We start from the raw sequence: 19,099 nt of genomic DNA on the forward strand, positions 1-19,099 counted from the left end.
TCAGGCTTCGGCCCCGGTATCCGGAGACTTGCCAAGGTTTTCATGCACTGTTCTGGTGCTGTCCGGACAGCCGGTGGGCGCGACCGATTACCTGATATCAGACTTACGAATCATTACAGACAACGGCGATCGGGCTGACTAGATTGCAACTTCCAGGCTCGGTTGCGTCTGGCCGAGTAACAATAAAGAGACCGACCCATGCAGAACTCGACCCAAGCGGCGAATGCCTGGCGCATTCTGTTCCTGTTGTTCCTGGCTAACCTGTTCAACTTTTTCGATCGCACCATTCCGGCCATCATCATCGAGCCGATCCGCATGGAATGGCACCTGAGCGATTTCCAGCTCGGCATCATCGGCACCGCCTTCACCATCGTCTACGCCATTGCCGGCCTGCCCCTGGGGCGCATGGCCGATACCGGTTCGCGCAGCAAGCTCATGGGCTGGGGGCTGGCGGTGTGGAGCGGGCTGACCGCGGTCAATGGCCTGGTGGGCAGCTTCTGGAGTTTCCTGATCGTGCGCATGGGCGTCGGCATCGGCGAAGCCAGTTACGCGCCGGCCGCCAACTCGCTGATCGGCGACCTGTTCCCGGCCCACCGCCGGGCCCGGGCCATGGGCATCTTCATGCTCGGCCTGCCTCTTGGGCTGTTGCTGGCGTTCTTCACCATCGGCGCGATGGTCAAGGCGTTCGATAGCTGGCGCGCGCCGTTCTTTATCGCCGCCGTGCCGGGGCTGGTGCTGGCGGTGTTCATGTTCTTCATCAAGGAGCCCAAGCGCGGGGCGGCGGAAACCGTGAAGATTTCCGAGGCGCCCATCGACCGGCCGATTCGTCGGGTGCTGGCGATCCCGACCTTTCTCTGGCTGGTGATGGCCGGCCTGACCTTCAACTTCGCCACCTACGCCTGCAACTCGTTCCTGGTGCCGATGCTGCAGCGTTATTTCCTCATGCCGTTGCAGGACGCCGCGGTGGCCACCGGGGTAATAGTCGGGGTGACCGGGCTGATCGGCCTGACGCTGGGCGGCTGGGTGGCCGACAAGATTCACCAGCGCGTGGCCAACGGTCGGCTGCTGTTCGCCGCGTTCAGTATGGTGATCTCGACCCTGTGCACGGCGTGGGCCCTGCATGCGGGGCGGATCGAGATCGGCGTGTTCGTCGCGGTGTTCAGCGTCGGCTGGCTGTTCGCCTACAACTTCTATACCTGCGTCTACACGGCGATCCAGGATGTGGTCGAACCGCGTCTGCGGGCCACCGCCATGGCGCTGTTCTTCGCCGGCCTGTACTTGCTCGGCGGTGGCCTGGGGCCGGTGGTGGTGGGGGCGCTGTCGGACCATTTCGCCCATTCGGCGATGTATGCCGCCGGGGCCGAGCAGATGACCGAAGCGTTCAAGGCGGTCGGTTTGCATGACGCCATGTACCTGATTCCGGTGGCGCTGCTGCTGACCATGCTGTTCCTGTTCCTGGCCTCGCGCTGCTTCGTGCGCGACGCGCAGCGGATGAAGGACGGATTGGCGCCGAGCCAATCGGTGGGAGCAGCGGTCACGGCCTGAAGCTCTTACGGACACGAATAAAAAAGGCCCGCATTGCGCGGGCCTTTTCATTTACCGGTAGGGCAGGGGATCAACCCGCCACCAGTACCCGGATCGCTTCCAGGCGCAGCGCCGCTTTCTCAAGCATGGCCAGGCCTTGTTCGCGTTGTTGACGCAGGGCCACCAGTTCGCTGTCGCGTACGCTTGGGTTGACCGCTTGCAACGCGGTCAGGCGCGCCAGTTCCTCGTCGGTGTCGGCGGCCAGGCGGCGTTGCGCCTCGGCCACGCGTTCGGCGTGACGCGGGGCGATCTTGGCTTCGCCGGCGTTGATCTTCGGCGTCAGCTGGTCGCGCTGGGCCTGGATGAACTTGTTGGCGCTGGCCCGCGGTACGCTTTCCAGCTGATCGTTGAGGGTCTCGAACGCAACCCGCGCCGACAGGTCGTTGCCGTTGGCGTCGAGCAGGCAGCGCAGGGCGGCCGGCGGCAGGTAGCGGCCCAGTTGCAGCGAACGCGGGGCGACCACTTCGCTGACGTACAGCAGCTCCAGCAACACGGTGCCGGGTTTCAGCGCCTTGTTCTTGATCAGCGCCACGGCGGTGTTGCCCATCGAGCCAGACAGCACCAGGTCCATGCCGCCCTGCACCATCGGGTGTTCCCAGGTGATGAACTGCATGTCTTCGCGGGACAGCGCCTGGTTGCGGTCGTAGGTGATGGTCACGCCTTCGTCGTCGCCCAGCGGGAAGCTGGCGTCGAGCATTTTTTCGCTCGGCTTGAGGATCAGGGCGTTTTCCGAATGGTCTTCGCTGTCGATGCCGAAGGCGTCGAACAGGGTTTCCATGTAGATCGGCAGGGCGAACTGGTCGTCCTGCTCGAGGATCGCCTCCACCAGCGCGTCGCCTTCGCCGGTGCCGCCGGAGTTGAGTTCCAGCAAACGGTCGCGACCGGTGTGCAGCTCGTCTTCCAGGCGCTCGCGCTCGGTGCGCGCTTCGTCGATCAGCGCTTGCCACTGACCGTCGTCGGCCTCTTCCAGCAGCGGCAGCAGGCGCGGGCCGAACTGATGCTGCAGGGCGTTGCCGGTCGGGCAGGTGTTGAGGAAGGCGTTCAGCGCTTCGTGGTACCACTGGAACAGACGCTCTTGCGGGCTGGTTTCCAGGTACGGCACATGCAGTTCGATCACGTGTTTCTGGCCGATCCGGTCGAGGCGGCCGATTCGCTGTTCCAAAAGGTCCGGGTGCGACGGCAGATCGAACAGCACCAGGTGGTGGGCGAACTGGAAGTTGCGGCCTTCGCTGCCGATTTCCGAGCAGATCAGCACCTGGGCGCCGAATTCTTCGTCGGCGAAGTAGGCGGCGGCGCGGTCGCGCTCGAGGATGTTCATGCCTTCATGGAACACCGTGGCCGGGATGCCGGAGCGCACGCGCAGGGCGTCTTCCAGGTCCATGGCGGTTTCCGCGTGGGCGCAGATCACCAGGACCTTGGTGCGCTTGAGCATCTTCAACTGGTCGATCAGCCACTCGACGCGCGGGTCGAATTTCCACCAGCGCTCTTCTTCGCTGGCGTCCGGCTGGGCCTGGAAACTGACTTCCGGGTACAGCTCGGCGTGTTCGCCCAGGGGCAGTTCCAGGTATTCGTCCGGGCACGGCAGCGGGTATGGGTGCAGCTTGCGCTCGGGGAAGCCTTGCACCGCGGCGCGGGTGTTGCGGAACAGCACGCGGCCGGTGCCATGGCGGTCCAGCAGCTCGCGTACCAGGCGTGCGCTGGCTTCGCTGTCGCCATCGTTGACGGCGGCGAGCAGGGCTTCGCCTTCGTTGCCGAGGAAACCCTGGATGGTCTGGTGCGCTTGCGGCGACAGGCGGCCGTTATCCAGCAGCTCCTGCACGGCTTCGGCCACCGGGCGATAGTTCTCGCTCTCGGCGCGGAACGCGGCCAGGTCGTGGAAACGGTTCGGGTCGAGCAGGCGCAGACGGGCGAAGTGGCTGTCCTGGCCCAGCTGTTCCGGGGTCGCGGTGAGCAACAGGACGCCAGGAATGACTTCGGCCAGCTGTTCCACCAGCGCGTATTCCGGGCTGACCTGGTCTTCGTGCCACACCAGGTGGTGGGCCTCGTCGACCACCATCAGGTCCCAGCCGGCGGCGAACAGCGCGTCCTGGGCCTTCTCGTCGTCCACCAGCCATTCCAGGGCCACCAGGGCGAGCTGGGTGTCCTCGAAGGGGTTGGCGGCATCGCTTTCGATAAAACGCTCTTCGTCGAACAGCGCGACCTGCAGGTTGAAGCGCCGGCGCATTTCCACCAGCCACTGGTGCTGCAGGTTCTCCGGCACCAGGATCAGCACGCGGTTGGCGCGGCCCGACAGTAATTGGCGATGGATCACCAAGCCGGCTTCGATGGTCTTGCCCAGGCCCACTTCGTCGGCCAGCAGAACCCGCGGCGCGATACGATCGGCGACTTCGCGGGCAATGTGCAACTGGTGGGCGATCGGTTGGGCGCGTACGCCGCCCAGGCCCCACAGCGTCGACTGCAATTGGCGGCTGGTGTGCTCCAGGGTGTGGTAACGCAGGGAGAACCAGGCCAGCGGGTCGATCTGCCCGGCGAACAGACGGTCGCTGGCCAGGCGGAACTGGATGAAGTTCGAGAGTTGGGTTTCCGGCAGGGTAACGACTTCGTTCTGCCCGTTGAGACCGTGATAGACCAGCAAGCCGTCGACGTCGTCGACTTCGCGCACGGTCATTTTCCAGCCTTCGAAGTGGGTGATGGTGTCACCCGGGGAAAACCTCACGCGAGTGAGGGGCGCATTCCGTAGCGCATACTGGCGGGTGTCGCCAGTGGCCGGATAGAGCACGGTCAGCAAGCGGCCGTCCTGTGCCAGAACGGTGCCTAGACCTAGCTCGGCTTCGCTGTCACTAATCCAGCGTTGCCCCGGTTGATACTGCTGCGCCATGCTGCCTGACTCCCGCCTTGAAAAAGCCGGCTATGTTAACGGATCAGCGCCCTCAGGCCAAAGGACTCTGAGAAAAACAACTACGTTTGGAAGGTAGCGTATCAGGGCGTTTGTCGGGGCCCGGGGCACCATCGGCTGACGACTGGGTCACAAGTTTACGACCGATGGCTCAAGTCGCCCCCCCAGCAGCCGACAGCCTGCGGACAGGAGAATAAATACTATGCTGCCCCCGATGCTGCCCTTGAGTGCCGTGCCAGTGACTTCCCAGCAGGATCCGGTCCGGCCGCGTCCGGACATCCCGCCCGTGGTACCGGTGCAAGAGAGTTCCAACGAAAGCACCATCGACCTGAAGAAGCGCGATGCCGAGCAATCGGCCCTGCTGCTGCGCGAAGAACAGCAGCGCCAGCAGCAAAAGCACAAACGCGAGCGCGAAGCCGAGGACGATCCCGAGCGCCACCTGGCGATTCCCGGCGACGAGCTGAATGCCGACAACACCGTGCCGGTGGCGCCGCTGATCGATGACGCGCCGCGCCAGGGGCTGTGGGTCGACGTCGAGGTCTAGGCGCACGGCCTTTCTTGCGTTCGACACCGTCTATCGCTGGTCAGCCGCCGCGTCAGGTCGCATTATTGGCCAACCCGCGAGGGCCGCAGCCTTGCTATCCAGAGGCTCCGGTCGATATTGACCCGAACGATGCCAGCCAATGCCATGAGCCAAGACGACAATCTGATCGACCTCAACGCCGAACGAACCAAGCGCGTGCATGACCTGAAGGAAAAGCGCCTGAACGAAGTGCGCCAGGCATTCGAGCAGGCCATGCCCCTGGGCAAGCCGAAGAAGAAACCGAAAAAGCCGAAAAAGCGCTGATCCGGGCGCGATCCGTTGATGCAAGTCAGTTATTTCCCCTGCCTGTCGCCCTGTCTTGGGCGACATTGACCCCGGTCAATTTTCCCCGCCGCCTCTTTGGTTAACTTAGCCCCATCGCAACAGGGCAAGAGCAGGAGGCCAGTCATGTTTTTCGATAACGTGGTAATAGCCGGAGTGCTGACGGTCGGCCTCATGGTTCTGTTTTTCGCAGGGTTTGGATTCTTCATCTGGAAAGACGCGCATAAACGCAAAAAACCTTAGGTCTTTCCGGTCACGAGCACGCAAGGCATTTTGGGCAACTTCGGTTGCCCTTTTTTTTGCCTGCGATTTTGTACCGCCCCCTGCTTTCTGTAGGCGCGAGCTTGCTCGCGATGGGCTGTGCAGCAGTCCCCAAACCTGGCACTGCGTTCTATCTGAAGAAACGTGTTGCCTGAGCTGACGCCATCGCGAGCAAGGACGGACCACAGGCATAAAAAAAGGTGCGACCCCGAGGGGCGCACCTTTTTTTGTCGCAGACGGGCTGAATCAGGTCCCGAGGGCTTTCGAAGCCAGCCAGAACAGGCCGGCCGACAGCGCCACGGTTGCCGGCAGGGTCAGTACCCAGGCCAGCAGGATGGTGCGAACGGTGCCGCCTTGCAGGCCGCTCTTGTTCGCCACCATGGTGCCGGCCACACCCGAAGACAACACGTGGGTGGTCGATACTGGCAGGCTGAAAATGTTGGCCATGCCGATCAGGCCGGCGGCGGTGATCTGCGCCGACATGCCCTGGGCGTAGGTCATGCCTTGCTTGCCGATCTTCTCGCCGATGGTCAACACCACGCGTTTCCAGCCGATCATGGTGCCCAGGCCAAGGGCCAGGGCCACAGCCAGGATCACCCAGAACGGCGCGTACTCGGTGGTGGCGGTCAGGTCTTTGCGCAGCTTGTCGAGGTCGGCCTTTTCACGGGCGGCGAGGCTTGGCAGCTTGCCGACCTTCTTCGCCGTGTCGTCCAGGCAGAGCAGGTAGCGACGCACTTCGATGCGGCTTTCGGCCGGCAGCGAGTGATAGTCGGCGACGCCCTGCAGGGTGCCCAGCAGCGCGGCGATGGTCGGTTCGGTCTGTTGCGGGTTGCAGCGGAACTTGCCCGGCAGGTCGTCTTTCACGCTTTTGCCCAGGGCCAGGAATTCGCCCAGGGAATCCTGGTTGCGCTGGTAGAACTGACTCAGGTGCAGGGTAGCGTCGCGGGTCCGCTCGATCTGGTAGGTGGTGCTGTTGAGGTCGAGCACGAACTGCGCGGGCACGATACCGATCAGCACCAGCATGATCAGGCCGATACCTTTCTGGCCGTCGTTGGAACCGTGCACGAAGCTCACCGCCATGGCCGAGATCACCAGGACCAGGCGATTCCAGAAGGGCGGGTGTTTCTTGTCGTCGATTTTGCGGCGGTCTTCCGGGGTCTTGTGCATCTTCGAGATCGGGCGCCACCACTTCAGGCCGATCAACACCAGGGCGGCAATCAGGAAGCCGGCCATTGGCGAGAACACCAGGGACGCGCCGATATCGATCGCCTTCTGCCAGTTCACGCCATCGCCCAGCGGGATGTCGTTGAGCAGGGCATTGGCCAGGCCGACGCCGAGGATCGAGCCGATCAGGGTGTGGGAGCTGGAGGCGGGGATACCGAAGTACCAGGTGCCCAGGTTCCAGGTGATGGCCGCGGCCAGCAACGAGAAGACCATGGCCAGGCCGTGGCCGGTGTTGACATTGATCAGCAGCTCGACCGGCAGCAGGTGGACGATGGCATAGGCCACGCCGACGCCGCCCAGCAGCACGCCGAGGAAATTGAAGACACCGGAAAAGAACACGGCCAGGTGCGGCGGCATGGCTTTGGTGTAGATAACGGTGGCAACCGCATTTGCGGTGTCATGAAAGCCGTTGATGAACTCGTAGGCGAGGACAAAAGCCAGGGCGAGCAAGAGGCTCACAAGCACCCAAGCATCCAGTCCGCTGAATAAATCGATCATGAAGGTTTTCTGACCCGGTCATAAGGGGGCGCGATTATGCCAGAAAACCCTGCTAATCAATGCACCAGGTGCTCGTTGGTAACATTCTTCAACGAAAAAGCCGGAGGCGGGCAAATGACCATGCCTTTTTGTCAGGCATGGGCAAGCCATTGATTTTGTTAGTGCTAACCCGCAAGGCCTGGGGTGCGGCGCTCAAGGAAAGGTCTCAAACGCTTGTATGAAATTTCAGCCTTGGAGGGCTTTTATGCCTTGTGCCTCGATGGGGTATCTGCCTGTCCGGTCTTGCGACCGACGGCCGGAGCGGGCAGTCCGAATCCTTCAGGCGAACAGTGTCACGGCTGTTCTGCCTTGAGCTCTTTTTCCATCTTTTGCAATTCTTGAGTGAAGGCCTGATCGTGGACGGTCGCGCGCTTGCGCCACGGTTTGCGTTCCGGTTCAGGCTGGGCGGCGTAGGTGGTGACTTCGCCTCCGTAAACTTCCTTGTAACGTTGTTCCTGGCGCTCAAGTTCCGCGCGCAGTTCGTCTTTCGTCACAGTGTTACCTAATTGAGTTGAGATAATTCCGGCGATACGCATTGCCTCGATCGGGTTTATCAAACCGCCTCGTACTCGCCTTGATTAACAGGTCGGAGTTGCGATGGGAGTTCGCTAAACCGCTTTCTTGTTGCATGCGGCCACGCCACCGGATAAGAACAGCTGTCGTAGCAACAGTTTCTGTTTTGCAAACGCACTGGCCGGGCATAGCGTAATGAGCGTCAAGCGTTTGCGGCAAGAGGCGTCATTTACCTGGACGCCACCTGATGATGCTGCCGAACGCAGGATAAGCGTCGGTGATCACGTTGCTCATTATAGCGGCGGCCATGAATAACTCTATCGGCAATAAGTTAAAAATCCTCAACTTCATATCAGGGTTTTGTTACACGAAAGTTTTAATCCGCATGATTGCAGTGGTCATGCAACCACTCTGTAACAAGACAAGTTGCAGGGATTAACGCGGCGAGAGCGGACTTTTATTGACGACGGAAAACAGGCGCGGCAGGTCGCCAGAGTCTCCTGTCGGCTGATTGCGATTATCGGTCGACGGTTCGATAATCGCCCAATGTTGGCTGTGCAGGCTTGTGCGGCCTCGCCAATACGGCTTGTAATAAGCCAGCCTTCCGTTGCCGAGAACTTCAATGAACGATCAATTGCGTAACTCTTTCGCCTGTGCGGCACCGCCGATTGTCGCTTCGCCGGCCAAGCGGATTCAGGCGCTGACAGGTGATCCGGACTTCATGACTTCTCTGGCTCGCGGGCTGGCGGTGGTCCAGGCCTTTCAGGAGCGCAAGCGCCATCTGACCATTGCCCAGATCAGCCACCGCACCGAGATCCCGCGGGCCGCGGTGCGCCGCTGCCTGCATACCCTGATCAAGCTTGGCTACGCCACCACCGACGGCCGCACCTATTCGCTGCTGCCCAAGGTCTTGACGCTGGGGCACGCCTACTTGTCTTCCACGCCGCTGGCGGTGTCGGCCCAACCGTATCTGGACCGCATGAGCGAACAGCTGCACGAAGCCTGCAACATGGCCACCCTGGAAGGCGACGACATTCTCTACATCGCCCGTTCGGCCACTACCCAGCGCCTGATCTCGGTCGACCTCTCGGTCGGTGGGCGCTTGCCGGCCTATTGCACGTCCATGGGGCGGATCCTGCTGGCGGCGCTGGACGATGCCTCGTTGCGCGAATACCTCGAGCATGCCGACCTGCAAGCCAAGACCAGCCGCACCCTGCATACGCCCGATGCACTGCTCGAATGTCTGCAACAGGTCCGGCAGCAAGGCTGGTGCATCGTCGACCAGGAGCTGGAGCAGGGCTTGCGTTCCATCGCCGTGCCGGTCTACGACGCCTCGGGCCAAGTGCTGGCCGCGCTGAACGTCAGCACCCATGCCGGCCGGGTCAGCCGCGCCGAGCTGGAACAACGTTTCCTGCCGGGGCTGCTGAGCGCCAGCCGCGACCTCAGCGCGCAACTCTTTGCCTGAGGCGCGTGCTTAAGCTGTTCGGTAAACGCACAGATACGCGCTTGGCGAATTGACGCTCTTTCCCTCGTCTCATTAATGTCGCGGCAGCGTTATCCGGCCACTGGAGCAGTGCTCTCCAGGGGCCGGGCGGCGACCCCATAATAATGAATAATGAAGAGGCCAACCCCCATGAGCATCGCCCCCGCGCCCAGCCGCGCTCGTCTGTCCTGCCTTCGCCTGCCGAGGGCCTGACCCCGCAAGCCCTTTTTGACCTGAACCGACCAGCTTTGGCTGGCGCCTGTTCGCCTGCGTATTTCGCGTGGAATAAAAATAATGAACCAGCCTCAATCCGCTGTAGGGAATTGCCTCGATGTGCAGTCCTTTATCAATGCCCAGCCGCTGTCGCGTTACCAGTGGCGGGTGGTGATCCTGTGTTTCCTGATCGTTTTCCTCGATGGCCTCGACACCGCGGCCATGGGTTTCATCGCGCCGGCACTGTCCCAGGACTGGGGCATCGACCGCGCCAGCCTGGGCCCGGTGATGAGCGCGGCGCTGATCGGCATGGTCTTCGGCGCGCTGGGCTCCGGCCCGCTGGCCGACCGCTTCGGCCGTAAAGTGGTGCTGGTGGGAGCGGTGCTGTTGTTCGGGGCCTTCAGCCTGGCCTCGGCCTACAGCACCAATGTCGACCAGTTGCTGGTCCTGCGTTTCCTCACCGGCCTGGGCCTGGGCGCGGGGATGCCGAACGCCACCACCCTGCTTTCCGAGTACACCCCCGAGCGCCACAAGTCGTTGCTGGTGACCAGCATGTTCTGCGGCTTCAACCTGGGCATGGCCGGCGGCGGTTTCATTTCCGCCAAGCTGATTCCGGCGTTCGGCTGGCACAGCCTGCTGCTGATCGGCGGGGTCCTGCCGCTGATCCTGGCGCTGGTGTTGCTGGCCTGGCTGCCGGAGTCGGCGCGTTACCTGGTGGTACGCAACCGCGGTACGGACAAGGTGCGCAAGGCCCTGGCGCCGATCGAGCCGGCCACCGTCGGCCAGGCCGCGAGCTTCAGCGTGCCAGAGCAGAAGACGGTGAAGGCGCGCAACGTGTTCGCGGTGATTTTCTCCGGCACCTACAGCACCGGCACCTTGCTGTTGTGGCTGACCTATTTCATGGGGCTGGTGATCGTCTACCTGCTGACCAGCTGGCTGCCGACCCTGATGCGCGACAGCGGCGCGAGCATGGAGCAGGCCGCGTTCATCGGCGCGCTGTTCCAGTTCGGCGGCGTGCTCAGCGCGGTGGCGGTGGGCTGGGCGATGGACCGCTTCAATCCGCACAAGGTCATCGGCACCTTCTACCTGCTGGCCGGGGTCTTTGCCTACGCGGTCGGGCAGAGCCTGGGCAACATCACCCTGCTCGCGACCCTGGTGCTGATCGCCGGCATGTGCGTCAACGGAGCGCAATCGGCGATGCCGTCCCTGGCCGCGCGTTTCTACCCGACCCAGGGCCGCGCCACCGGCGTGTCGTGGATGCTTGGCATCGGGCGCTTCGGGGCGATCCTCGGGGCCTGGATGGGCGCGACCTTGCTCGGGCTGGGCTGGAACTTCGAGCAGGTGCTGACCGCGCTGGTGATCCCGGCGGCGCTGGCGACCACGGCGGTGGTGATCAAAGGCGTGGTCAGCCATGCGGATGCGACCTGAGGGAATGATCGAGCGCTCCTGAAGAGGAGCGCTGGATACCTGTGGCCGGAACGGCCGTAAAGATCTCAAGATCGTTGAAGGCCTTCGGCCTTTTCGCAGCCTGCGGCAGCGGCTACAACTCAATCGATAGTCAGGTAACAATCTGTTCGATAAACGAACGCTTAGTCGATTATCGGATTGTTTGGGTTTTCCCCGCGGATTAATCTTCAGCCAATCCGGCGTATGCCTTACGCCTTTTTCTTCCAGTCGCTCAACAACAATCGGGAGATCCCCATGGCTGAAATCCTTTCGCTGCACGACGCGGTGAAGCAGTTCGTCAACGACGGCGATACCGTCGCGCTCGAAGGCTTCACCCATCTGATCCCGACGGCCGCAGGGCATGAAATCATTCGCCAGGGCAAGAAAGACCTGACCCTGGTACGGATGACCCCAGACCTGATCTACGACCAGTTGATCGGTGCCGGTTGCGCGCGCAAGCTGATTTTCTCCTGGGGCGGCAACCCGGGCGTGGGCTCCCTGCATCGCCTGCGCGACGCGGTGGAGAAGCAATGGCCGCACGCCCTGGAAATCGAAGAGCACAGCCACGCCGACCTGGCCAACGCTTATGTGGCCGGCGCCTCGGGCCTGCCGTTCGCGGTGTTGCGTGCGTATGCCGGTTCCGACCTGCCCAAGGTCAACCCGCTGATCAAGAGCGTGACCTGCCCGTTCACCGGCGAAGTGCTGGCGGCGGTGCCGTCGGTACGCCCCGACGTCACCGTGATCCACGCGCAGAAGGCCGACCGCAAGGGCAACGTGCTGCTGTGGGGCATCCTCGGCGTGCAGAAGGAAGCCGCCCTGGCCGCCAAGCGCTGCATCGTCACCGTGGAAGAAATCGTCGACGACCTGAAGGCGCCGATGAACGCCTGCGTACTGCCGACCTGGGCCCTGAGCGCGGTCTGCCACGTGCCGGGCGGGGCCCATCCGTCCTACGCCCACGGTTACACCGAGCGCGACAACATCTTCTACCAGGCCTGGGACCCGATCGCCCGCGACCGCGAGACTTTCACCGCCTGGATCAACGAATACATCCGCGGCAGTGCCGACTTCAGCGAATTCCAGGCCAAACTGGCCGCCGCAACGGGGGCCAAATAATGACTTACTCCACCAATGAAATGATGACCGTGGCCGCCGCCCGCCGCTTGCAGAACGGCTCGGTGTGTTTCGTCGGCATCGGCCTGCCGTCCAAGGCCGCCAACCTGGCGCGCCTGACCTCGTCGCCGGACGTGGTGCTGATCTACGAGTCTGGCCCGATCGGCGCCAAACCCAGCGTGCTGCCGCTGTCCATCGGCGACGGCGAACTGGCCGAGACCGCGGACACCGTGGTGCCGACTGGCGAGATCTTCCGCTACTGGCTGCAGGGCGGGCGTATCGACGTCGGTTTCCTCGGCGCGGCCCAGGTCGACCGCTTCGGCAACATCAACACCACGGTGGTCGGTGACTACCACCAGCCCAAAGTCCGTCTGCCGGGCGCGGGCGGCGCGCCGGAGATCGCCGGCTCCGCCAAGAGCGTGCTGATTATCCTCAAGCAGTCGTCGCGCTCCTTTGTCGACAAGCTGGACTTCATCACCTCGGTCGGCCACGGCGAGGGCGGCGATTCGCGCAAGCGCCTGGGCCTGCCCGGGGCCGGGCCGGTGGGCATCATCACCGACCTGTGCATCATGGAGCCGGAAGCCGGTACCCATGAATTCGTGGTGACCTCGCTGCACCCGGGCGTGACCCGCGAGCAGGTGGTGGCCGCCACCGGCTGGGCCATCCGCTTCGCCGAGCAGGTGGCGGAAACCGCCGCGCCGACCGACATCGAACTGACCGCCCTGCGCGATCTGGAAGCCCGCACCGCCGCGGCCCACGGTCAGACTCCGGGAGAAGCCTGATGCGCGACGTGTTTATCTGTGACGCCATTCGTACCCCCATCGGCCGCTTCGGCGGCGGCCTGTCGAGCGTGCGCGCCGACGATCTGGCCGCCGCGCCGATCAAGGCGCTGATCGAGCGCAACCCGTCGGTGGACTGGAACGCGGTGGACGAGGTGTTTCTCGGCTGCGCCAACCAGGCCGGCGAAGACAACCGCAACGTGGCGCGCATGGCGCTGCTGCTGGCCGGACTGCCGGAGACGATTCCCGGCGTGACCCTCAACCGCCTGTGCGCTTCGGGCATGGATGCCATCGGCACCGCCTTCCGCGCCATCGCCAGCGGCGAGATGGAGCTGGCGATCGCCGGCGGCGTCGAGTCGATGTCCCGCGCGCCTTTCGTCATGGGCAAGGCCGACGCGGCGTTTTCGCGCAACATGAAGCTGGAAGACACCACCATCGGCTGGCGTTTCATCAACCCGCTGATGAAGGCCCAGTATGGTGTGGATGCCATGCCGCAGACCGCCGACAACGTCGCCGACGACTATCGGGTATCGCGCGCCGACCAGGACGCCTTCGCCCTGCGCAGCCAGCAGCGTACCGCCGCGGCCCAGGCCGCCGGGTTCTTCGCCGAGGAAATCGTCCCGGTGCGGATCGTCCACAAGAAGGGCGAGACCGTTGTCGAGCAGGACGAGCACCCGCGTGCCGACACCTCGCTGGAAACCCTGGGCAAGCTCAAGCCGGTCAACGGCCCGGACAAGACCGTCACCGCCGGCAACGCCTCGGGCGTCAACGACGGGGCCGCGGCGCTGATCCTGGCCTCGGCCGAAGCGGTGAAAAAACACGGCCTGACCGCCCGTGCCCGAGTGCTGGGCATGGCCAGCGCCGGCGTCGCGCCGCGGGTGATGGGCATCGGCCCGGTACCGGCGGTGCGTAAACTGATCGAGCGCCTGGGCGTGGCGGTCAGCGATTTCGATGTGATCGAACTCAACGAAGCCTTCGCCAGCCAGGGCCTGGCGGTATTGCGCGAGCTGGGCCTGGCGGACGACGCGCCGCAGGTCAACCCCAACGGCGGCGCCATCGCCCTGGGGCACCCGCTGGGCATGAGCGGCGCGCGCCTGGTACTGACCGCGCTGCATCAGCTGGAAAAGACCGGCGGCAAAAAAGGCCTGGCGACCATGTGCGTGGGAGTCGGCCAGGGGCTGGCGCTGGCCATCGAGCGCGTGTAGCGCCGTGGGGATCGCGAGCACGCTCGCTCCTACAGGTTTCTGCGATCCCTTGTAGGAGCGAGCGTGCTCGCGAAAGGGCCGAACAGGCCTTTGCATCGAAGGTCGTCTTGCGGAACGGGACTGTTACAAAGTATGTCTAGACTCACAATGTCCCCAAAGAGTGAAAAGCCATGACAACGTTAACCAGCCACTACACGGCGGAAGAGCGCAGCAAGAGGATCTTCGCGATCGTCGGTGCGTCCTCGGGCAACCTGGTCGAATGGTTCGACTTCTACGTCTACGCCTTCTGTGCGATCTACTTCGCCCCGGCGTTTTTTCCTTCCGACGACCCCACCGTGCAATTGCTCAATACCGCCGGTGTGTTCGCCGCGGGCTTCCTGATGCGCCCCATCGGCGGTTGGCTGTTCGGCCGGGTGGCCGACAAGCACGGGCGCAAGAATTCGATGATGATCTCGGTGCTGATGATGTGCGCCGGCTCCCTGGTCATCGCCTTTTTGCCGACCTACGCCAGCATCGGCGCCTGGGCACCGGCGCTGCTGTTGTTGGCGCGCTTGTTCCAGGGCCTGTCGGTGGGCGGCGAATACGGCACCACCGCGACCTACATGAGCGAAGTCGCGCTCAAGGGGCAGCGCGGTTTCTTCGCTTCCTTCCAATACGTGACCCTGATCGGCGGGCAACTGCTGGCGGTGCTGGTGGTGGTGATCCTGCAACAGTTTCTCGACGAGGCCGAACTCAAGGCCTGGGGCTGGCGGATTCCGTTCGTGATCGGCGCCATCGCGGCCCTGATCTCGCTGCTGCTGCGCCGCTCGCTGAAGGAAACCAGCAGCAAGGAAATGCGCGAAGACAAGGAGGCGGGCAGCGTCGCCGCGCTGTTCAAGAACCATTCCAAGGCCTTTATCACCGTGCTCGGCTACACCGCCGGCGGCTCGCTGATTTTCTACACCTTCACCACCTACATGCAGAAGTACCTGGTGAACACCGCCGGGATGCACGCCAAGACCGCCAGCTACATCATGACCGGCGCGCTCTTCCTTTATATGTGCATGCAACCGTTGTTCGGCATGCTCGCGGACAAGATCGGCCGGCGTAACTCGATGCTCTGGTTCGGCGCCCTGGGCACCCTGTGCACCGTGCCTATCCTGCTGACCCTGAAAACCGTCACCAGCCCGTTCCTGGCCTTCGTGCTGATCACCCTGGCCCTGGCGATCGTCAGTTTCTACACCTCCATCAGCGGCCTGGTGAAAGCCGAGATGTTCCCGCCGCAAGTGCGGGCGCTGGGGGTAGGCCTGGCTTATGCGGTGGCCAACGCGCTGTTCGGCGGTTCGGCGGAATACGTGGCCCTGGGCCTGAAGTCCCTGGGCATGGAAAACACCTTCTACTGGTACGTGACGGCGATGATGGCGGTCGCCTTCCTGTTCAGCCTGCGCCTGCCCAAGCAGGCGGCGTACCTGCACCACGATCTTTGACCTGTCCGCGTGCGCCCGCCCCGGGCGCACGCCTCCAACGGATTGTTTATGAGTACAGCGGCAAGCAACCAACTGTTCGATGCCTATTTCACCGCCCGCGATATGCGCCAAGTGTTCTGCGACCAGGGACGGGTCCAGGCCATGCTGGACTTCGAGGCCGCGCTGGCGCGGGCCGAGGCGCGGGTCGGGGTGATCCCGGCCACCGCCGTGGCGCCGATCGAGGCCGCCTGCCGTGCCGGGCTCTACGATTTCCTTGCCCTGGGCCAGGCCATCGCCACCGCGGGCAACTCGGCGATTCCGCTGGTCAAGGCCCTGGGCAAGCAGATCGCCACGGCCGATGCCGCCGCCGAGCGCTATGTGCACCTGGGCGCTACCAGCCAGGACGTGATGGACAGCGGCCTGGTCCTGCAACTGCGCAGCGCGCTGGCCCTGATCGACGCCGATCTGGCGCGTCTGGGCGATATTCTCGCGGTGCAGGCCCAGCGTCATGCCGCGACGCCCATGGCCGGCCGCACCTGGCTGCAACACGCCACGCCGGTCACCCTCGGCATGAAGATCGCCGGCTGGCTGGGGGCGGTAACGCGCGGCCGCCAGCGTCTGGCCGAACTCAAGCCGCGCTTGCTGGTGCTGCAATTCGGCGGCGCCTCGGGCACCCTCGCGGCCCTGGGCGAGCAGGCGCTGCTGGTGGCCCGGGCCCTGGCCGAGGAGCTTGGGCTGAACCTGCCGGAGCAGCCCTGGCACACCCAGCGCGACCGGCTGGTGGAATTCGCCGCGGCGCTCGGCCTGATCGCCGGCAGCCTCGGCAAGCTTGGCCGCGACATCAGCCTGCTGATGCAGACCGAAGCGGCGGAAGTCTTCGAGCCTTCGGCGCCGGGCAAGGGCGGTTCCTCGACCATGCCGCACAAGCGCAATCCGGTGGGCGCGGCGGTGCTGATTGGCGCGGCGACCCGGGTGCCCGGGCTGCTGGCGACCCTGTTCAGCGCCATGCCCCAGGAGCACGAGCGCAGCCTGGGCCTGTGGCATGCCGAATGGGAAACCCTGCCGGACATCTGCTGCCTGGTGTCCGGTGCCTTGCAACAGGCGTTGCTGGTGGCCGAGGGCCTGGAAGTCGACGCCGCGCGCATGGCCCGCAACCTCGACCTGACCCACGGCCTGGTGCTGGCCGAAGCGGTGAGCATTGCCCTGGCCCAGCGCCTGGGCCGCGAGACCGCGCATCATCTGCTGGAACACTGCTGCAAGCGCGCGGTGGCCGAACAGCGGCACTTGCGCGCGGTGCTGGGGGAGGAGCCGCGCGTCACCGCCGAGCTGTCGGCGGCGGAACTGGACCGCCTGCTGGACCCGGCGCATTACCTCGGCCAGGCGCAGGCCTGGGTCGAGCGCGCCGTGGCCGAACATATTGCCTTGAACGCCTGAAGGAGACTGCCCGTGGCATTCGTACAACTCGCCGATGGCGAACTGCATTACCAACTCGACGGCCCGGAGCATGCGCCGGTGCTGGTCCTGTCCAACTCCCTGGGGACCGACCTGCACATGTGGGACGTGCAGATCCCGGCCTTTACCGAACACTTCCGGGTGCTGCGTTTCGACACCCGCGGCCACGGCAAATCCCTGGTCACCGAAGGGCCCTACAGCATCGAGCAACTGGGCCGCGACGTGCTGGCCCTGCTGGATGCCCTGCCTATCGAGCGCGCGCATTTCTGCGGCCTGTCCATGGGCGGCCTGATCGGCCAATGGCTGGGGATCAACGCCGGCCAGCGCCTGCACCGGCTGGTGGTGTGCAACACCGCGGCGAAGATCGGCGATCCGTCGGTGTGGAACCCGCGCATCGAAACCGTGCTGCGCGACGGCCCGGCGGCGATGGTGGCACTGCGCGATGCGTCGATCGCCCGCTGGTTCACCCCGGACTTCGCCGCGGCGCACCCGGACCAGGCCAAGCTGATTACCGACATGCTGGCGGCGACGTCGCCCCAGGGTTATGCGGCCAACTGCGCGGCCGTGCGCGACGCGGATTTCCGCGAGCAGCTGTCGGCGATCGAAGCACCGACGCTGGTGGTTTCCGGCAGCGAAGACGCGGTCACGCCGCCCTCGGGCGGGCATTTCATCCAGGAGCGGGTACGCGGCGCCGAGTACGCCGAGTTCCATGCCGCGCACCTGTCCAACGTCCAGGCCGCTGCCGCGTTCAGCGAGCGGGTCGTGGCATTTCTGCTGGCCGGCCAGCGCTAAGGAGCTCCCGTGGACGAGAAACAACGTTACGCCGAAGGCATGCAGGTACGTCGTGCGGTACTGGGCGACGCCCATGTCGACCGCAGCCTGAACGCCCTGACCGAGTTCAACTCGGAGTTCCAGGAAATGATCACCCGGCATGCCTGGGGCGATATCTGGACCCGCCCGGGCCTGCCGCGCCATACCCGCAGCCTGATCACCATTGCCATGCTGATCGGCATGAACCGCAACGAAGAACTCAAGCTGCACCTGCGCGCCGCGGCGAACAACGGCGTGAGCCGCGGTGAGATCAAGGAAGTGATCATGCAGAGCGCGATCTACTGCGGCATTCCAGCGGCCAACGCCACCTTCCACCTGGCCGAGTCGGTGTGGGACGAACTGGGCGTCGAATCCCGCGGCTGATTGAGCCGCAGTCGATAAAAGGGGGCGGTGCCGGGCAATCCGGCGCCGCTGCGTTTCAGACAGTGGCGAGAATGAAGATCCGCTTGAACGGAAACAGCGTCCGGCCATCCTCCTCGGGTGGGTAGTGCTGCCGCACCCGGGCCAGGTAGCGTTCGAGGAACCACGGGCGCTCCTGCTCGTTCAGCGCCAGCAGCACCGGGCGCAGGGCTGACACCTTGACCCAGTCGAAAATCGGCGATTGGCCCTCGACCACTTGCAAGTGTTCGGTTTCCCAGATGTCCAGCTCCCGGGTCAGCGGGGCCAGCAGCCGGTAATAACAGTCCAGTGACAGTACCGTGCGCCTGGCCATGAACCGACGCAGCTCCGGCGTACCCAGCGGGCCGCCGCCGGGCCCGGCCTGGTCGAGGCTCTCAAGCATCAGCCGGTACCACAGCGCGTCGCGCCAGTTGGGCATGTGGGTGGCCAGGCAACCCCCGGGGTTGAGCTGGCGCAGCAGGCGCGGCAGCAATTGTTCGTGGCCGTCGATGAAGTGCAGCACCGCGGCGGCGAACAACAGATCGGCAGGTTGTTCGGCACGCCATTGCAGCAGGTCGCAGCGGTGCCAGAGCGCCTTGATTGGCAGGTAGGTGGCCTCGCCGAGCATTTCCGCGGAGCTGTCGACGCCGGTCAGGTTGGCCTGGGGCCAGCGCTTGGCCAGCAATTGGGTGGCGATGCCGGTGCCGCAACCCAGGTCATAGATGCGCTCGGGGTGTTCCAGGCTGACGTGGTCCAGCAGTTCTACCACCGGCCGCTCTCGCAGACGGGCGAATGTCTGGTACGCCTGGGGATCCCATTGGGTGCTGGCGGTCCTGGCCGTGGTCGGCTGAGGCTTGATGTTCATGCAGGATTCCTT

General features: G+C 64.3%; 17 protein-coding genes. 13 read left to right on the top strand and 4 right to left on the bottom strand.

Annotation, left to right across the window (positions count from 1 at the left end; genetic code table 11):
• Positions 1-198 precede the first annotated feature (198 nt).
• A complete protein-coding gene (locus BTN82_RS06035; RefSeq protein ID WP_075118249.1) occupies positions 199-1,545 on the top strand; it encodes a spinster family MFS transporter in 1,347 nt (448 codons plus the stop codon).
• Between the two features lie 70 nt (positions 1,546-1,615).
• Here the strand turns inward: BTN82_RS06035 and rapA are convergent, their stop codons facing one another.
• Positions 1,616-4,462, bottom strand: coding sequence for an RNA polymerase-associated protein RapA (gene rapA, locus BTN82_RS06040; protein ID WP_075118250.1), 2,847 nt, complete (start codon positions 4,460-4,462; stop codon positions 1,616-1,618).
• 220 nt (positions 4,463-4,682) lie between these two features.
• Here rapA and BTN82_RS06045 point away from each other — a divergent pair, with 220 nt between their 5' ends.
• From BTN82_RS06045 to ccoM, 3 genes are all read left to right on the top strand, one after another.
• Complete coding sequence (locus BTN82_RS06045) at positions 4,683-5,024, top strand: aspartate-semialdehyde dehydrogenase (RefSeq protein ID WP_075118251.1); 342 nt, start codon at positions 4,683-4,685, stop codon at positions 5,022-5,024.
• Positions 5,025-5,168: 144 nt separating this feature from the next.
• Entirely contained in the window at positions 5,169-5,327 is a 159-nt protein-coding gene (locus BTN82_RS31280; RefSeq protein WP_164485749.1) for a hypothetical protein, read from the top strand.
• A gap of 144 nt (positions 5,328-5,471) precedes the next feature.
• On the top strand, positions 5,472-5,588 hold the full coding sequence (gene ccoM, locus BTN82_RS31680; protein WP_007926603.1) for a cytochrome c oxidase subunit CcoM: 117 nt from the start codon (positions 5,472-5,474) through the stop codon (positions 5,586-5,588).
• Between the two features lie 264 nt (positions 5,589-5,852).
• Here ccoM and BTN82_RS06050 read toward each other — a convergent pair whose 3' ends face one another.
• Together BTN82_RS06050 and BTN82_RS06055 are read right to left on the bottom strand one after the other, a co-directional pair.
• Positions 5,853-7,328: an inorganic phosphate transporter gene (locus BTN82_RS06050; RefSeq protein ID WP_075118252.1), complete on the bottom strand. Its 1,476-nt coding sequence runs from the start codon at positions 7,326-7,328 to the stop codon at positions 5,853-5,855.
• Between the two features lie 332 nt (positions 7,329-7,660).
• Positions 7,661-7,861 (bottom strand): hypothetical protein, encoded by a 201-nt coding sequence (locus BTN82_RS06055; RefSeq protein ID WP_075118253.1) that lies wholly within the window; start codon positions 7,859-7,861, stop codon positions 7,661-7,663.
• A 641-nt stretch (positions 7,862-8,502) separates the two neighbouring features.
• Here BTN82_RS06055 and pcaR point away from each other — a divergent pair.
• From pcaR to pcaC, 9 genes are all read left to right on the top strand, one after another.
• Positions 8,503-9,345 (top strand): pca regulon transcriptional regulator PcaR, encoded by an 843-nt coding sequence (gene pcaR / locus BTN82_RS06060; protein ID WP_075118254.1) that lies wholly within the window; start codon positions 8,503-8,505, stop codon positions 9,343-9,345.
• A gap of 312 nt (positions 9,346-9,657) precedes the next feature.
• Positions 9,658-11,004, top strand: a complete 1,347-nt coding sequence (locus BTN82_RS06065; protein ID WP_075118255.1) for an MFS transporter — start codon at positions 9,658-9,660, stop codon at positions 11,002-11,004.
• Between the two features lie 273 nt (positions 11,005-11,277).
• Positions 11,278-12,135, top strand: coding sequence for a CoA transferase subunit A (locus BTN82_RS06070; RefSeq protein WP_075118432.1), 858 nt, complete (start codon positions 11,278-11,280; stop codon positions 12,133-12,135).
• Positions 12,132-12,914 (top strand): CoA-transferase subunit beta, encoded by a 783-nt coding sequence (locus tag BTN82_RS06075; protein ID WP_186828360.1) that lies wholly within the window; start codon positions 12,132-12,134, stop codon positions 12,912-12,914. The genes BTN82_RS06070 and BTN82_RS06075 overlap by 4 nt, the downstream gene beginning before the upstream one ends.
• The gene (gene pcaF, locus BTN82_RS06080; RefSeq protein ID WP_186828361.1) at positions 12,911-14,116 is read left to right on the top strand and encodes a 3-oxoadipyl-CoA thiolase; all 1,206 of its coding nucleotides are present in this window, start codon (positions 12,911-12,913) and stop codon (positions 14,114-14,116) included. Before BTN82_RS06075 ends, pcaF begins: the two co-directional genes overlap by 4 nt.
• Positions 14,117-14,286: 170 nt before the next feature.
• Positions 14,287-15,582, top strand: coding sequence for an MFS family transporter (locus BTN82_RS06085; protein ID WP_075118258.1), 1,296 nt, complete (start codon positions 14,287-14,289; stop codon positions 15,580-15,582).
• 48 nt (positions 15,583-15,630) lie between these two features.
• Positions 15,631-16,995, top strand: coding sequence for a 3-carboxy-cis,cis-muconate cycloisomerase (locus BTN82_RS06090; RefSeq protein ID WP_075118259.1), 1,365 nt, complete (start codon positions 15,631-15,633; stop codon positions 16,993-16,995).
• A 12-nt stretch (positions 16,996-17,007) separates the two neighbouring features.
• Positions 17,008-17,805 carry a 3-oxoadipate enol-lactonase gene (gene pcaD / locus BTN82_RS06095; RefSeq protein ID WP_075118260.1) on the top strand — a complete coding sequence of 266 codons (798 nt, stop codon included), beginning with the start codon at positions 17,008-17,010 and terminating at the stop codon, positions 17,803-17,805.
• Between the two features lie 9 nt (positions 17,806-17,814).
• Entirely contained in the window at positions 17,815-18,207 is a 393-nt protein-coding gene (gene pcaC, locus BTN82_RS06100) for a 4-carboxymuconolactone decarboxylase (RefSeq protein WP_075118261.1), read from the top strand.
• 55 nt (positions 18,208-18,262) lie between these two features.
• Here the strand turns inward: pcaC and BTN82_RS06105 are convergent, their stop codons facing one another.
• A complete protein-coding gene (locus BTN82_RS06105; RefSeq protein ID WP_075118262.1) occupies positions 18,263-19,087 on the bottom strand; it encodes a methyltransferase domain-containing protein in 825 nt (274 codons plus the stop codon).
• Between the last annotated feature and the right edge of the window lie 12 nt (positions 19,088-19,099).

The organism is Pseudomonas chlororaphis (genome assembly GCF_001921865.1).
Taxonomy (GTDB): Bacteria; Pseudomonadota; Gammaproteobacteria; order Pseudomonadales; family Pseudomonadaceae; genus Aquipseudomonas; species Aquipseudomonas chlororaphis_D.